At 65.4% G+C, this 15,869-nt stretch carries 10 protein-coding genes and 1 rRNA gene; 9 read left to right on the top strand and 2 right to left on the bottom strand.

What is annotated here, in order from left to right:
* Positions 1–15: 15 nt before the first annotated feature.
* The 7 genes from A3A5_RS0113105 (at position 16) to A3A5_RS0113075 (ending at position 12,173) form a co-directional block, all read left to right on the top strand.
* Entirely contained in the window at positions 16–3,177 is a 3,162-nt protein-coding gene (locus A3A5_RS0113105; protein ID WP_018311023.1) for an efflux RND transporter permease subunit, read from the top strand.
* Positions 3,174–4,637 carry an AdeC/AdeK/OprM family multidrug efflux complex outer membrane factor gene (locus A3A5_RS0113100; RefSeq protein ID WP_018311022.1) on the top strand — a complete coding sequence of 488 codons (1,464 nt, stop codon included), beginning with the start codon at positions 3,174–3,176 and terminating at the stop codon, positions 4,635–4,637. Before A3A5_RS0113105 ends, A3A5_RS0113100 begins: the two co-directional genes overlap by 4 nt.
* 245 nt (positions 4,638–4,882) lie before the next feature.
* Entirely contained in the window at positions 4,883–7,207 is a 2,325-nt protein-coding gene (locus A3A5_RS0113095) for a xanthine dehydrogenase family protein molybdopterin-binding subunit (RefSeq protein ID WP_018311021.1), read from the top strand.
* A complete protein-coding gene (locus A3A5_RS0113090) occupies positions 7,176–7,640 on the top strand; it encodes a (2Fe-2S)-binding protein (protein WP_026200733.1) in 465 nt (154 codons plus the stop codon). Before A3A5_RS0113095 ends, A3A5_RS0113090 begins: the two co-directional genes overlap by 32 nt.
* Positions 7,641–7,755: 115 nt before the next feature.
* Entirely contained in the window at positions 7,756–9,639 is a 1,884-nt protein-coding gene (locus A3A5_RS0113085) for a preprotein translocase subunit YajC (protein WP_232431336.1), read from the top strand.
* The gene (locus A3A5_RS0113080; protein ID WP_018311018.1) at positions 9,636–11,240 is read left to right on the top strand and encodes a GMC oxidoreductase; all 1,605 of its coding nucleotides are present in this window, start codon (positions 9,636–9,638) and stop codon (positions 11,238–11,240) included. Before A3A5_RS0113085 ends, A3A5_RS0113080 begins: the two co-directional genes overlap by 4 nt.
* A gap of 18 nt (positions 11,241–11,258) precedes the next feature.
* Positions 11,259–12,173, top strand: a complete 915-nt coding sequence (locus A3A5_RS0113075) for a phosphorylase (RefSeq protein ID WP_026200731.1) — start codon at positions 11,259–11,261, stop codon at positions 12,171–12,173.
* 17 nt (positions 12,174–12,190) lie between these two features.
* Here A3A5_RS0113075 and A3A5_RS0113070 read toward each other — a convergent pair whose 3' ends face one another.
* Positions 12,191–13,486 carry a DUF3422 family protein gene (locus tag A3A5_RS0113070; protein ID WP_018311016.1) on the bottom strand — a complete coding sequence of 432 codons (1,296 nt, stop codon included), beginning with the start codon at positions 13,484–13,486 and terminating at the stop codon, positions 12,191–12,193.
* Positions 13,487–13,591: 105 nt separating this feature from the next.
* Here A3A5_RS0113070 and A3A5_RS0113065 point away from each other — a divergent pair, with 105 nt between their 5' ends.
* Positions 13,592–14,455, top strand: coding sequence for a LysR substrate-binding domain-containing protein (locus A3A5_RS0113065; RefSeq protein ID WP_018311015.1), 864 nt, complete (start codon positions 13,592–13,594; stop codon positions 14,453–14,455).
* 98 nt (positions 14,456–14,553) lie between these two features.
* On the opposite strand, the gene A3A5_RS0113060 is transcribed toward A3A5_RS0113065, so the two are convergent.
* Positions 14,554–14,844, bottom strand: a complete 291-nt coding sequence (locus tag A3A5_RS0113060) for a hypothetical protein (protein ID WP_018311014.1) — start codon at positions 14,842–14,844, stop codon at positions 14,554–14,556.
* Between the two features lie 741 nt (positions 14,845–15,585).
* Here A3A5_RS0113060 and A3A5_RS0113055 point away from each other — a divergent pair.
* A 16S ribosomal RNA gene (locus tag A3A5_RS0113055) occupies positions 15,586–15,869 on the top strand; the annotation flags it as partial.

The following is a 15,869-nucleotide window of genomic DNA, read 5'->3' as shown; positions in this document are numbered from 1 at the left end:
GGCGAGGGAGTAGCCATGTCCAATTTCTTTATCGACCGGCCCATCTTCGCGTGGGTGATCGCCCTGGTCATCATGCTGGCCGGCGTGCTGTCGATCCGCGCGCTGCCCATCAGCCAGTATCCGGCCATCGCGCCGCCCACCATCGCGATCTCGGTCAACTACCCCGGCGCCTCCGCTGAGACGGTGCAAGACACCGTGGTACAGGTGATCGAGCAGCAGCTCAACGGCCTGGACCGCCTGCGCTATATCTCCTCGGAAAGCAACGCCGATGGCAGCATGACGATCACGGTGACCTTCGAGCAGGGCACCAATCCAGATATTGCCCAGGTGCAGGTGCAGAACAAGCTGGCACTGGCGCAGCCCCTGCTGCCGCAGGAAGTGCAGCAGCAAGGCATCCGCGTGACCAAGTCGGTGCGCAACTTCCTGGTCATCGTGGGCCTGATTTCCACTGACCCCAAGGTCACGCGGGAAGACCTGTCGAACTACATCGTCTCGAATCTCCAGGACCCGCTTTCGCGCACCTACGGCGTGGGCGACTTCCAAGTGTTCGGCGCCCAGTATGCGATGCGGGTATGGATCGATCCGGCCCGGCTCAACAGCTACCAGCTCACGCCGCTGGACGTGAGCAGCGCCATCCGGGCGCAGAACGTCCAGGTGGCCTCCGGCCAGCTTGGCGGCCTGCCGGCGGTGCGCGGCCAGCAGCTCAATGCCAGCGTGATCGGCAAGACCCGGCTGCAGACCAGCGAGCAGTTCGGCAACATCCTGCTCAAGGTCAACCCCGACGGCTCCCAGGTGCGCCTGAAGGACGTGGCCCAGGTGGGCCTGGGCGGGCAGGACTACAACATCAATGCGCAATACAACGGCCAGGCGGCCTCGGGCATTGCCGTGCGGCTGGCCGCGGGGGCCAACGCGCTGGAAACCGTGCGCGCCATCCGCAAGACGCTGGACGGGCTGGAGCCTTTCTTCCCGCCCGGGATGAAGGTGGTCTTCCCGTATGACACCTCGCCGGTGATCGCGGGCTCCATCCACGAAGTGGTGAAGACGCTGATGGAAGCCATCGTGCTGGTGTTCCTGGTGATGTACCTGTTCCTGCAGAACGTCCGCGCCACGCTGATCCCCACCATCGCCGTGCCGGTGGTGCTGCTGGGCACCTTCGGCGTGCTGGCGGCGTTCGGCTACACCATCAACACGCTGACCATGTTCGGCATGGTGCTGGCCATCGGGCTGCTGGTGGATGACGCCATCGTCGTGGTGGAGAACGTCGAGCGCGTGATGGCCGAGGAAGGCCTGCCGCCCAGGGAGGCCGCAAGGCGCTCCATGGGCCAGATTCAGGGCGCGCTGGTGGGTATTGCCATGGTGCTCTCGGCGGTGTTCCTGCCGATGGCGTTCTTCGGTGGCTCGACCGGCGTGATCTACCGGCAGTTCTCCATCACCATTGTCTCGTCCATGGTGCTGTCCGTGCTGGTCGCGCTGATACTGACGCCGGCCCTGTGCGCCACCATGCTCCAGCCCATCGAAAAGGGCGATCATGGCGAGAACAAGGGCGGCTTCTTTGGCTGGTTCAACCGCAAGTTCATCTCGAGCACCCAGGGCTACGAGCGCAGCGTGTCGGGCATCCTGAAGCGCCGGCTGCCTTTTCTGCTGCTCTACGTGGCCATCCTGGTGGGGATGGGCTTCCTGTTCACGCGCATCCCCACATCATTCCTGCCGGAAGAAGACCAGGGCGTGCTGTACGCACAGGTGCAGACGCCGGCCGGCGCCACGGCCGAGCGCACGCAGAAGGTACTCGACCAGATGCGCGAATACCTGCTGAAGGAAGAGGGCGGCGTGGTGGAGTCGCTGTTCACCGTCAACGGCTTCAACTTTGCCGGCCGCGGCCAGAATTCGGGCCTGGCCTTCATCCTGCTCAAGCCATGGGAGCAGCGCAGCGGGGACAGCACCAGCGTGTTCGACCTGGCCGCGCGCGCGCAGCGCAAGTTCATGAGCTTCCGCGATTCGATGTCATTCGCGTTCGCCCCGCCCGCGGTGCAGGAACTGGGCAATGCCATCGGCTTTGACCTCTACCTGCAGGACCAGGCCGGCATTGGTCACGTGGCGCTGATGAACGCGCGTGACAAGTTCCTGGCGCTGGCCTCGCAAAGCCCGGTGCTGCAGCGCGTGCGCCCCAATGGCCTGAATGACCAGCCGCAGTACCAGCTGGTGATCGACGATGAGAAGGCGCGCGCGCTTGGCGTCTCGCTGGCTGACATCAACAGCACGGTGTCGATCGCCTGGGGTTCCAGCTACGTCAACGACTTCATCGACCGCGGCCGGGTCAAGCGCGTCTACGTGCAGGGCCGCGCGGATTCCCGGATGAACCCGGACGATATCGACAAGTGGTTCGTGCGCAACGACAAGGGCGAGATGGTGCCGTTCTCCGCCTTTGCCGACGGCAAGTGGGCCTATGGCTCGCCCAAGCTGCAGCGCTACAACGGCGTGGCGGCGGTGGAACTGCTGGGGGAGCCCGCGCCCGGGCGCAGCTCCGGCGAGGCCATGGCGGCGATCGAGGAGATCATGAAGCAGATGCCGCCGGGCGTAGGCTATGCCTGGACCGGCCTGTCCTATGAGGAACGGCTGTCGGGCTCGCAGGCGCCGGCGCTCTATGCGCTTTCGCTGCTGGTGGTGTTCCTGTGCCTGGCAGCGCTCTACGAGAGCTGGTCGATCCCGTTCTCGGTGATGCTGGTGGTGCCACTTGGTGTGATCGGCGCACTGCTCGCCACGCTGGGGCGTGGCTTGTCCAATGACGTGTTCTTCCAGGTGGGCCTGTTGACCACCATCGGCCTGTCCGCCAAGAACGCCATCCTGATCGTGGAATTCGCCAGGAGCCAGTACGAACAGGGCAGGGGCCTGGTCGAGGCCACCGTGGAGGCGTGCCGCATGCGCCTGCGCCCCATCGTGATGACCTCGCTGGCGTTCATGCTCGGCGTGTTTCCGCTGGCCGTGTCGACCGGCGCCGGTGCCGGCAGCCAGCACGCCATCGGCACCGGCGTGATCGGTGGCATGATCACTGCCACGGTACTGGCGATCTTCTGGGTGCCGCTGTTTTTCGTCGTCGTCACCTCCATGTTCGGGCGCAAGCGCAGGCCGGAGCCGCCGGGGCCGCATGTGGCCTCCCTGGAAGAAGAGGCGCTGGAATGAAGAAGACCTTGCTCTGCGCTGCCGCCATGGCCATGCTGGCCGGCTGCAGCCTGATCCCCAGGTATGAGCGGCCGGCCTCGCCGGTGGAGGCAGCCTACCCGCAGGGCCCGGCCTACCTGCCTGCCGATGCCGCCGCCGATGCCGGCCAGGTGCCCGCGGTCGAGCTGGGCTGGCACGATTTCTTCGCCGATCCGCGCCTGCGCCGTCTCATCGAACTGGCGCTGCAGAACAACCGTGACCTGCGCGTGGCCGCGCTCAACGTGGAAGCGTTCGGTGCCCAATACCGCATCCAGCGCGCCGACCTGTTTCCCGCCGTCGGCGTGGCCGCACAGGGCACGCGCCAGCGCATTCCCGCCGACCTGTCCTCCACCGGGCAGCGGACGATCGGCAGCCAGTACGGCGTGTCGGTGGGCACCACGGCGTGGGAGATCGACCTGTTCGGCCGCCTGCGCAGCCTTAGCGAAGCCGCGCTCGAGCAGTATTTCGCCAGCGATGAGGCGCGCCGCAGCGCCCAGATCTCGCTGGTGGCGAGCGTTGCCAGCGCCTACCTGACCCAGCGCGCCGATGAAGCCCTGCTGCAGCTCACCCGTGAAACGCTGGCCAATTACGAGCGCAGCTATGGCCTGACCCGGCGCAGCTACGAGGAAGGGATCGCTTCCCGGCTGGACCTGCGCCAGGCGCAGACCGCCGTGGAAACCGCACGCGCGAGCCTTGCGCGTTACACCCGGCTGGTAGCACAGGACCAGAATGCGCTGGTGCTGCTGCTCGGCACGTCCCCGCCCGCGGACCTGCCGGAAGGCCTGCCGCTGGAGCAGAAGCTGTTTGCCGATGTGCCGGCCGGATTGCCCTCAGACCTGCTGCAGAACCGTCCGGACGTGCTCGCGGCCGAGCACCGGCTGCGCTCCGCCAACGCCGACATCGGCGCCGCGCGTGCGGCGTTCTTCCCCAGTATCAGCCTGACCGCATCGGCGGGCACCGCCAGCAGGCAGCTTTCGGGCCTGTTCGCGGCAGGCTCCGGCACGTGGCTGTTCCAGCCGCAGATCAACCTGCCGCTGTTTACCGCCGGCAGTCTGCGGGCCAGCCTGGACTTCGCCACCATCCAGAAGGACGTCAACGTCGCCCAGTACGAGCGTACGGTGCAGACCGCCTTCCGCGAGGTCGCCGATGGGCTGGCGGCACGCGGCACCTACACCAGCCAGCTCCAGGCCCAGATCCGCTTCGTGGAAGCCGCCCAGGACGCCTATGGGCTGGCCGACCGACGCTACCGCACGGGTGTCGACAGCTACCTTGCCGTGCTGGACGCGCAGCGCTCGCTTTACAACGCGCAGCAACTGCTGATCCAGGCGCGGCTCGAGCAGCTGACCAGCGAAGTCAACCTGTACAAGGCCTTGGGCGGCGGCTGGCACGGCCCGACCGGCAAGCGCGCCGATACGTCTACGGCAGGCGCCGCACCAACCTGACGCGCCGGACGGCGCTGCCAGCGTGCGCCGTCGCGCGAGCATCGACACGAACGTCGGTGGCCTGATTCGTTGCACAGCCAATCCTGGTGCCGGACCCGCGATGGCGCCCGGGGAAGCGGGGCAAGTGTTGCGCGATAGCGCCAACCACGTGTTCGCATTCGCGCTGCGGCACTTCCCGACCTAATATAGGCCATGCCATCGGCGGCACGGGGCCTTCCTATGATGATCGATCCGCCAGTCTTGCCATGTTGACGCGCAGAGCCTTCCTGCTCGGCGGTGCGGGCGCTGCCGGTGCGCTGGTGATCGGATGGGCCTGGTTGCCGCCGCGCCAGCGCCTGGAGGGCGGCGGGCCGCTGGCAGCGCGCGACGGGCAGTTCGCGCTGAACGGCTGGGTCAAGGTGGCGTCCGACAACACCGTCACGGTGGTCATGAGCAAGGCCGAGATGGGGCAGGGCGTGCATACCGGCGCGGCCATGCTGCTGGCCGAGGAGATGGAGGCCGACTGGTCGCAGATCCGCGTCGAGCCGTCGCCCGTCGACAACCTGTACAACAACATCGAGGGCGTGGTCGCCAACCTGCCGTTCCGGCCGGACGACAAGGGGTGGCCCAGGCGCGCCGCGGAATGGTTCACGCGCAAGGGCGTGCGCGAGGCGGGCCTGATGTTCACCGGCGGCTCTACCAGCATCAGGGACCTGTGGAATCCGATGCGCGAGGCCGGCGCCGCTGCGCGCATGATGCTGTGCGCGGCAGCGGCGAAGCAGTGGGACGTCAAGGCCGAAGCGTGCCGCGCGCAGGCCGGCAAGGTGGTGCATCCGTCGGGGCGCAGTGCCACCTTCGGCGAACTGGCCGCGGCCGCCGCGCGCGAGCCTTTGCCACGCAAGCCCGAGCTGAAGGATCCGGCCAGCTACACGCTCGTCGGCACCCGCGCCGCGCGCCTTGATGCCCCTGCCAAGCTCCACGGCACAGCCAGTTTCGGTATCGACGTGGTGGCGGACGCGATGGTCTACGCCAGCGTGCAGATGTGTCCGACGCTGGGCGGCACGCTGCAGGGATCTCCGCCCGACGACGTCAGGAAGTTGCCCGGCGTGCTCGACCTGGTCGCGCTGCCTGCGCTCCAGGGCGGCAGCGGCGGCGTGGCGGTGATCGCCAGCGATGCGTGGATCGCGATGCAGGCGGTGGAGAAGGTCCAGTGCAAGTGGGACGAGGGGCAGGCGGCGAAGCTGTCGAGCGACGGCATCCGCGACACGCTGGTGAAGGCGCTTGACGCCTCCAACCCACGCGTCTGGTACGAGCATGGTGCCGGGCGCCCCATGAAGCAGGGCAAGCCCGCCATCCAGGTCTTGTACACGGCGCCTTATCTCGCACACGCCGCGCTGGAGCCGGTCAACTGCACGGTACTGGTCCAGGAGGACCGCGCCATCGTGTGGGCAGCCACGCAGATGCCCGGGCTGGCTCGTCACTGCGTGGCGAAGACGCTCAGGCTGGACACGGACAAGGTCGAACTGCGCCAGCAATCCATCGGCGGTGCCTTCGGGCGCCGGCTCGAAGTCGATTTCATCTGCCAGGCGGCCGCCATTGCCGCGAAGCGCAAGGGCGTGCCGGTGCAGACGATCTGGTCGCGCCCCGAGGACATGCGGCATGACTTCTACCGCCCGGCCAGTGTGTCGCGCTTCGAGGCCTGGCTCGACGGTAGCCGCAAGGTCATCGCCGTGCGCAATATTTCGGCCAGCCAGTCAGTGCTGGAGGGCGTCGCGAAACGCAACTTTGGCCTGCCCGACATCTTCCTGTCGCGGCTGGACAAGTCCACGGTGGAAGGGGCCTTCGACCAGGCTTATGACTGGCCGGACGTGTGGGTCGGCCACCAGACCGTGGACCTCGCCATCCCCGTGGGCTATTGGCGCTCGGTGGGGCACTCGCACCACGCCTTCTTCATGGAGAGCTTCGTCGATGAGCTGGCGGCGGCGGTCGGGGCGGACCCGCTCGACTACCGCATGAGCCTGCTCAGGGATGATCGCCAGCGTGCGGTGCTGGAGCAGGCAAGGAAGATGTCGGGCTGGGGCCAGCCCTTGCGCAAGAAGCCCGGCGTGGTGAAGGTGGGGCGCGGCGTGGCCCTGCACGAGTCGTTCGGCAGCGTGGTGGCGCAGGTCGCCGAGGTGTCGGTGGACAACGCGGGGCAGGTCCGCGTGGATCGCGTTTTCTGCGCCATCGATTGCGGCATCCCGGTCAACCCGACCCTGATCGAGCAGCAGGTCGAGGGCGGCATCGTGTTCGGGCTGTCGGCGGCGCTGTGGCAGAAGATCACGCTGAAAGAAGGCAAGGTGCAGGAGGACTACTACACCGCCTTTCCGGCCATGCGCCTGCGCGACTGCCCGGACATCCAGGTACACGTGATGCCCTCGATGCGCCCGCCACAGGGCGTGGGCGAGTCCACCACGCCGCCGATCGCGCCGGCGGTGGCGAACGCCTTGTTCCATGCGACCGGCGAGCGCCTGCGCGACCTGCCGCTGCTGAAGACCCTGCCGCCTTCCGGAGCCTGCGATGCCAGACAATCAGATCAGTGTCAACGGTAACAGCGTCGAAGTCCGCTCTGACGGCTGCACGCCCTTGTTGTGGGTGCTGCGCTGCGAGCTCAAGCTGACGGGCACCAAGTTCGGCTGCGGCGTGGGGGTGTGCGGCGCCTGCGCGGTGCATGTCAATGGCAAGATGGTGCTGTCGTGCCAGCACCAGGCGAGCGAGATGGAAGGGAAGAAGATCGTCACCATCGAAGGACTCGACGGCCCGGAGGTGAGCGCGCTGCGGGCGGCCTGGCTGAAGCACGAGGTGGTGCAGTGTGGCTACTGCCAGAGCGCGCAACTGATGGCAGCGAGCGCACTGCTCAAGCGCACACGGAATCCGAAGGAGACGGAGATCGCCGACCAGATGAGCTGCGTGATCTGCCGGTGCGGCACGTATACGCGGATCAGGCGGGCGATTGCGGAAGCGGCGGCGATGTTGAGGGGGTGAGGCAATGAAACATTCCGGGTCAGCACCAGAGTCGCTATATCCGGGTGGTTCGCAAGCTGCGACCGATACGATAGGCTCGGCGGCGATCCCTTCCGCGTCTGCTGCGACCGGGCGCGTGGAACTCTACACCCAAAGAACCATGGTGAACTGGCTGAGCCCGCTACAGCTGCCGTTCACCGCCATGCGCGTTGCCGTGGCGATGGCAATCGGCGCCTTTGCCGACCAGCGCATGGTGCAGGCGGCACTCACCACACTGAATCCGAACCCTGCGCTCCCGGTGCCCGCTGACGAGCACGGCGGTGTCTGGGTCGACTATATGGCCGACACGGGCGACGGCTGGGACTCGACCTACTCCATGGCGTTGTGCGTCAGCCACGCAGTGACGCTGCGCGAGCAAGGCATGACGCTGCCGCGCGCAAAGGTGCTGTTGCTCGGCGGCGACCAGGTGTATCCGACACCTGCTCATGATGGCTATCGGACTCGCTTCGTCGATCCTTTCCGGGCGGCGTTTCCTGCGCCAGTCGAGACCGTGCACCCCGTATACAGCGACCAGCCGATCAAGCTGGCGGATGCGCCGTGGATGGTCGCCACGCCGGGCAATCATGACTGGTACGATGGCTTGCGCGGCTTCGCCCGCTTGTTCTGCAGCGGCAAGCCCGTGGGCGGCTGGGAGACACGCCAGCGCACCGGCTACTATGCCTTGCAGTTGCCCGGCGGCTGGTGGATCTGGGGCCTGGACCTGCAACTGGAGTCGGAAATCGACCGGCCGCAGCGCGAGTACTTCCAGAAGATGTGCATGGCGCTGCAGCCCGGTGACCGCGTCGTATTGTGCGCGCCCGAGGCAAGTTGGATTGACGAGATGGAGCGTGTGCGCCGCGGCGAGCGGCGGGCCATGCCTTCGATCGAGACCAAGACGCCGCGCTTTCGAAGCCTGAGCGAGATCGAGGGGATGCTTGGCGATCGGCTCGCAGTGGTGCTCGCCGGCAACTCGCACCATTACGCGCACTACGTGCCGCGAGAGGGAACGGCGGGACCGCATCGCATCACCTGCGGCGGCGGTGGTGCATTTCTTCACGGCACACACCTGCTGCCAGATCCGCCGAGGCCTATCGTGGTGGGCCCGTCCAAACAGTGCTACGAGCTGAAGTCAGCGTATCCGGAAATGGCGGCCTCGCGGCAATTGCGCAATCGCGCGTGGCAACTGCCTGTGCGCAACCTCTCATTCTGTGCGCTGGTGGCGATCCTGTACTTGCTGTTCGATTGGATCATTCAAAGCGCGAGCCTGGTATCTGTTCCCGGGCGCGATCAACGCAGCTTCGTGGACAGACTGGCCGACCTCGACGTGACATTCGGGAATATCGGCGAGATGATTCACCAACTGTTCCGGGTCATGGCGCACAGTCCGGCGTCGGTGGTGTTCGCTGCGGCCATTGTCTTTTGCTGTGCTGCGCTGTCGACCAGGGATGTCAGGCGCGGCGTCCGGCTGGCGTGTGTTGTCGGCGCGCTGCACGGGCTGCTGCACCTGGCACTGGCGGTCGCGCTGCTATGGCTCATTCTGCGCGTCAACTTCCAGGTCTTTGGCGCGGACAATGCGCCCCCTGTTTTGCTGTTCGTGGTCGAGGCCATGCTGCTGGGCGGCGCCCTTGGCGGCCTGCTGTGTGGCGTCTGGATGGTGTTGGGCAACGCCCTGTGGCGTCTGCACGCCGAGGAGGTGTTCTCTTCCCAGCGCATCGCCGATTACAAGTGCTTCCTGCGGATGCGGTTCGAGGGTGGGCAATTGACGATCTACCCGCTCAAGCTGGACAAGGTTTGCCGCCATTGGAAGCTGGGCGAGGGCGTCAGGCAACTGGCGAAGGTCAGCAACACCTGGCGCGTGCGCGCCCAGCCCGGTGCGAGCGGCCCGCGCTTCGTGCCGGCAGACGGTCAGGTATCGCCGCCGGAGGCGGTGCGGATGATTGAGGAGAAGGCAATCATCATCCAACGACAGGGAGCGTCATGATGAGCAATGCGCTTGCCTACGACGTCGTCATCATCGGCAGCGGCTTTGGTGGTGCGGTCTCGGCCTGCAGGCTCGCGAAGGCGGGCCGCAAAGTGCTGGTGCTGGAGCGCGGCCGGCGCTGGAGCCCCGCGACTTACCCGCGCGACGAGAGTGACCCCTGGCTGTGGAACCAGGAGCGCGCCAATCGCTTCAATGGCTGGGCCGATATCCGGACATTCTCTGATGTATGGGTCATCGCCGGGGCCGGAGTCGGTGGCGGCTCGCTGATTTACGCCAACGTTTCCGTGGAGGCGAAGCCGGAAGCCTTCGAGCAGGGCTGGCCGAAAGAGGTTACCTATGCCGACCTGCAGGCGCACTATGAAGAGGTCGGGCGCATGCTCGCAGTGAGCGAGGTGCCGGATAATCAGTTGAGCGAGCGGACCCGGCTATTGCGCGAGGGGGCGCAAGCCTGCGGATGGGGCGGGCGCTTCCGCAAATTGCCGCTGGCGGTGACATTCTCCGAGCATTGGGACCCCGCACGGCACGACGCCCGCAATGACCGTCATTCAGAGAGATTTCTGAACCAGCACGGCAGATGGCAGGGCACTTGTGTCCATTGCGGCAACTGCGACGTGGGGTGCCAGGTATCGGCCAGGAATACGCTGGACCTGAATTACCTGGCGGTGGCTGAAGACAATGGCGCCGAGATTCTTCCGTTGCACCTGGTAGACCGGCTCGAGCCGCTGCAGCAGGGCTGGCAGGTATGCTTCAGGAAAATCGACCCGGAAAACGAAACGACGAGCCCTGGCACAGTCACGGCCGCCAGGGTGATACTGGCCGCCGGCTCTATCGGCAGCACCGAGCTTCTGCTGCGCTGCCGGGACGAACATCGCACGCTTCCCAGGCTTTCGCCACGGTTGGGATACGGGTGGGCGCACAATGGCGACTTCGTGACGCCAGCCTACTATGGCCACAGGACGATCTCTCCTTCTCATGGCGTAACCATCTCCGCCGCGATCGACCTGCTGGACCACAGCGGCCCGAACGGACAGGCGCTCTTCGTGGAGGACGGCGGAATCCCGAACCTCGCGGGCAACTTCATCCGGCGCCATATGAAGAGAACGCGTTCCCGCAAGCTGCGCGCTGTGTGGAAGGAGATCGGAGGACTGTTTGATGACGGCGATCCGGTCGAGCGGATGATGCCCTGGTTCGGGCAAGGCGTGGACCCTGGCGATGGCCAGCTGAGGCTGGGCCGCACGTGGTACGCGCCGTGGCGTCGGGTGCTGCGGCTCGACTGGTCCTATCAGGCATCGGTGGCCGTCATCGAGGCCATGATTGCAGCGCATACGCAGCTCTCGGCAGCGACCGGCGGGGATCCGTGGATACCGCTCACCTGGCGACGGTGGCACAACCTGATCACACCGCACCCGCTGGGAGGCTGCAACATGGGGACCTGCGCGGCAGACGGAGTCGTCGATGCATGGGGCCGGGTGTTTGGCTACAAGGGACTGTATGTCATGGACGGTGCGATCGTCCCGCGTCCGCTCGGCCTGAACCCTTCGCGAACCATCGCCGCGCTCGCGGAGCGTAACGTGGCGATGCTCTTGCGCGAGCAGGCTTGACCCTGGTGACAGCCAACCATGCACCATCGACACCTTCAGCCCGGCACGCTGTGGCCGGCGATCTTGCAGCGGACGGCGCACGCCTTGCAGAGTGGGGCGTTGTGCCCGATCGAAACCACCGAGGCGGTGATCGAGGACGGTGGCGTGCCGTTTCTGGTCCGCAAGGTATCGAGCCTGGCTCGCAAGGACAAGGCACGCACGACGAGCAGTGCCGGGAGCAATCCATTCCTGCCCTGTGACCCGGAACTGTTCGTTGCGGATATCTCCGACACCCATGTTGCCTTGCTCAACAAGTTCAATGTCATCGAGCATCACCTGCTCATCGTCACCCGCCGCTTCGAAGCGCAGGAATCCTTGCTGACCGTGGCGGACTTTGAAGCGCTGCTGGCCTGCATGGCGGAGTTCCCGAGCCTGGGTTTCTACAATGGCGGGGCAGCCGCGGGGGCGAGCCAGGGCCACAAACACCTGCAGATCGTGCCGTTGCCGTTCGCCGAGACTGGCCCGCCGCTGCCGATTGACCCCTTGCTGGCGTCGGCACGGATCGCCGGCGCCATCGGCGCCGTTCCCGGCCTGGCATTTGCGCATGCGTTCGCGCCGCTGGATCTGTTTGCGGGGCCCATCGAAGAGGTGGCGCGCACGGCGTGCGAGCGCTACCGCGCGCTGCTTGATGCGGTTGGGGTGCGGGCGGTCGAGGTCGAGGGCGGGCTGCGCCAGTCGGCGCCGTACAACCTGCTGGTCATGCCCGCAGGGCTGTTGCTGGTGCCGAGATCCAGGGAGTGCGTGGAAGGCATATCGGTCAACGCGCTGGCGTTCGCCGGTTCGCTTTTTGTCCGGGATGCGGCGCAGATGCGGACCATTGAGGGCCTTGGCCCGATGCGTCTCCTGCGGCGAGCGGCGGCGGCAGCTGCGGGGCGGGGCGGGGCAGCCGGCTAGCGGCCCCTGACGTGACCCTACGCAGCCTGATTCGCAGCCGGCTGCCGCGTTGCCGCTTTTTGCCCGGCATGCTTGCTGCGCCGGGTTGCACGCAGCACCAGCAGCACCACTGGCAGGATCAACACGCCCTTGACCAGTTCCGGGTCCAGCGGGAGATGCACCGCATGCAGCGCCTTGAGCCCCGTACCCGCCAGCGACAGTACGTAGTAGGAAATGGCCGCGACCGACAGGCCTTCGACCGCGTGCTGAAGCCGCAGCTGGCTGCGCGCGGTCTGGTCCATGCCTTCGAGCAGGCGCGTGGTGTCCTGCTCCTGCGCGAGGTTGACGCGCGTGCGCAGCAGGTCGAGCGCGCGCGCCACGCGGCCGGCAAACTGCTCGTGCCGCGCCCAGACCGACCTGCACGTATCCATGGCAGGCGCGAAGCGGCGCTCCATGAATTCGGCGATGGTCGGTATGCCTTCGATGCGCTCTTCACGCAATTCCTGGATGCGCGCCAGCACCAGCTTCTCATAGGCGCGCGACGCGCTGAAGCGGTTGCCGGATTCCGCCAGTGCTTCGATGCGGACCGCCAGGTGCGTCAGCCGCTCCAGCAACTCGGCATCGTGGCGGCCGCCCTGGCTCGTGTCCATGCTGCGCATCAGCGGCGCGAGCGAGCGCTGCAGGTTGTCCACGCTGCGGCCCAGGTCACGCGCCACCGGCAAGGCCAGCAGCGCCATCATCCGGTAGGTCTCGATTTCATACAACCGCTGCAGCAGCCGTCCGCCTTGCACTTCACGGAAGCCGTTGTCGATGACCAGGAAGCGCGAAAAGCCGTCGGGCGGGATGGTCCAGTCGCAGAACACCTCACCGCCGCCCAGCACGTGGCTGCCCGCCAGGATGGGGCCGTCGATCCATTGCCTCACGTTGTCGCGGGCATGGGCCGCGGCCTCGCCCGAGACCAGTTCCATGCGCAGCGCCACCAGGCATTTGCCGGCGAAGCTGTCGAACCAGTCGGCTGGGATATGGGAGGTGGCCAGGTCGGAGAAGTAGTCCGCGTCACCACGCCGCGCCACGAACGTGAAGGTGGAGAACTCGGTGTGCCGCTCCCACTTCAGTTGCTTGTCATCGCCCCATCGTCCTGAATAGTGGGTTACGCCGTCGGCCGGGTCTTCCAGCCCGGTCAGCCGGCACAAGGAGGCCAGCAAGGTATGGTGGACGGCGGTATCGCCGTCGGCATAGATGGCGAAGTGCGTCAGCGAGGCGGAGCCGCCGATGCGCAGGAAGGGGCGGGCATGCAGTTCGCGCGCAAGGCTGTCGCGCAAGGGGTGGTCCATGATCGGCTGTGGCATAGGTCGTCAACGTTTTTGGCCAGTATGCCCGAGCCAACGATTAAGAAAAACGCGTAATATTGATCTGTTGCTTCAGTTTTTCTGATACCAATGAAAGCCCTTGACCTCGATGTGCTGGCCATGATGGTGGCGGTTGCCGATACGGGCAATATTTCCCGTGCCGCGGAACTCGTGCACCGGTCGCAGTCGGCGGTCAGCATGCAGATCAAGGCGCTCGAACAGGCTTTGGGCAAGCCACTGTTTGTGCGCAAGCCTAGAAACGTGGTGCTGACCCAGGAAGGCGAAGTACTGCTGGGCTTCGCGCGCCGCATGCTGGCCCTGCGCGACGAGGCCTGGGCGGCCGTGGTCCGCCCCGACGTGACCGGGCGCGTGGTACTCGGCATGCCGGACGACTATGCCTCATCCCTGCTGCCCGCGATCCTGAAGAAATTCTCGGCGACCTATCCCAAGGTCGAGATCCAGGTCATTGGCTTGCCGAGCGTGGCACTGGCGCCCATGGTCAAGGACGGATCGGTCGACCTGGTCTGTGCAACGCGAGTGAAGGGGTTGTCCGGGGAGTTCATCCGGCTGGAACCGATGGTGTGGGCCGCATCGCCGGCGGCGCACGAAATCTGGAACGAGCGGCCGCTGCCCATTGCCGTGTTCCAGTCGGGCAGCGTCGCCCGCGACATTGCGATCCGCAGCCTGGAGCAGGCCAGGATCGCCTATCGCATGTCCTATGAAAGTCCCAGCCTGCTCGGCCTGCTCAGCATGGTCGAAGCGGGACTGGCGGTGGCGCCGCTCGCGCGATGTGCCGTTCCGGCCCGTTTCACCATCCTTGCCCAGGCCCAGGGGCTGCCCGAGCTAGCCGGGCTGGAGCTGGTGCTGGCGCGCAGCGCAAAGTCGAAGCGGCCGCCTTGTGACTTCCTCGCTGAACAGATCCTGTCCGAGTTGCAGCGCCGGCAAGCGCAATGAGGCGTTCGCCCTCGTCGGCAGGGCCCCAGGGTACTGACGCAAGTTACTCGCGCAGCGGCGGCTGAGGCAATGCGCGGAAACGATGCCAGGCCATGCGGCTATTTTGCGTGCAGGATGACGGTCCCCTCCGAGATCGTCGGCGCGCTTGCGCTGGTGCCGGCAGCGTTCGCAGCGATCCAGTCCTTTGCCTTCTGGATGCTCTCGTCCACGCCCGCCTTGTCATTGCAGGTTGTGACAGAGAAGCCGCCATCGGCAGTCCGCGCCAGCGTGTAGCAGACAAAACCCTGGACCGAACGCATCAGGGATTCGATTTCAGGGGTGCGCTTTTCCAGCAGGTCGAACAGTTCCTTGGCGCCGCTTCCGGAATAGGTTCTGATGACAGAGTGCATGATTCAGCCCTCCATTGATTGGCCCCGGGTTTCGCACGATCGCATCGAGAAAGGTACGACTGCACTAGTCTAGGTGCCGTGAGGGAAGTCTGGAGTGATTTCATCGCGAAGGACTATTCCGGCTGCCACGACACCTTGCCAGGTCAATTCAGGCCGGTGAAGTAGTTGGTGCTGAGCGGGCCGCCATACATCCGAGCAAGGAGGAAACGCCATGCCTTCGCATCATCCATCCCGCAGGTCGTGGGTTGGCGTGGCCAAGTGACAAAAGAGGCTCTTTCAAGTTCTTTTCAAAAACGCTTGCAAGGCAGGCAGCCAGGCATTAATATTCGCCCCCTCGTTCGCAAGGCACCGCGCAACGGGGGTGGGAAAAGACCTGCAAGGATTAACTCGATTCGAAAGAGTGTGCCTTCCAGAATAAAGAATTTCTCGAAAATGGTTGATTAATCGCAGAAACTTCTTTATAGTCTTGCTTCTCCGCTGCAAACAAAACGCAGCAACGCAAACGGCAAAGCCGGATGCGGCCCGGATCGGTAACGAAAGGGCAGGTTCTTTAACAATCAAACAACCGATAAGTGTGGGCGCTTGATAACGGATGCGGAAGACTTCGGTCTTTTAGCTTTACAAGTTATACAGTGCTCGCACAGCAAAACGTGACTGGGTCTTCGGATCTGGTCAGTCAGTTTTCTGAGAGTGAGCGACCGCTCGAAAGAGCGAGGACCCGCGAGGGTCCACACAGAGATTGAACTGAAGAGTTTGATCCTGGCTCAGATTGAACGCTGGCGGCATGCCTTACACATGCAAGTCGAACGGCAGCACGGGGGCAACCCTGGTGGCGAGTGGCGAACGGGTGAGTAATACATCGGAACGTGCCCTGTCGTGGGGGATAACTAGTCGAAAGATTAGCTAATACCGCATACGACCTGAGGGTGAAAGCGGGGGACCGGTAACGGCCTCGCGCGACAGGAGCGGCCGATGTCTGATTAGCTAGTTGGTGGGGTAAAAGCCTACCAAGGCGACGATCAGTA

This window comes from Cupriavidus sp. UYPR2.512, from assembly GCF_000379565.1.
In the GTDB taxonomy this organism is placed as follows: domain Bacteria; phylum Pseudomonadota; class Gammaproteobacteria; order Burkholderiales; family Burkholderiaceae; genus Cupriavidus.
Note: the sequence above shows the minus strand (reverse complement) of the source record. Positions and strands in the feature narration are given on the sequence as shown.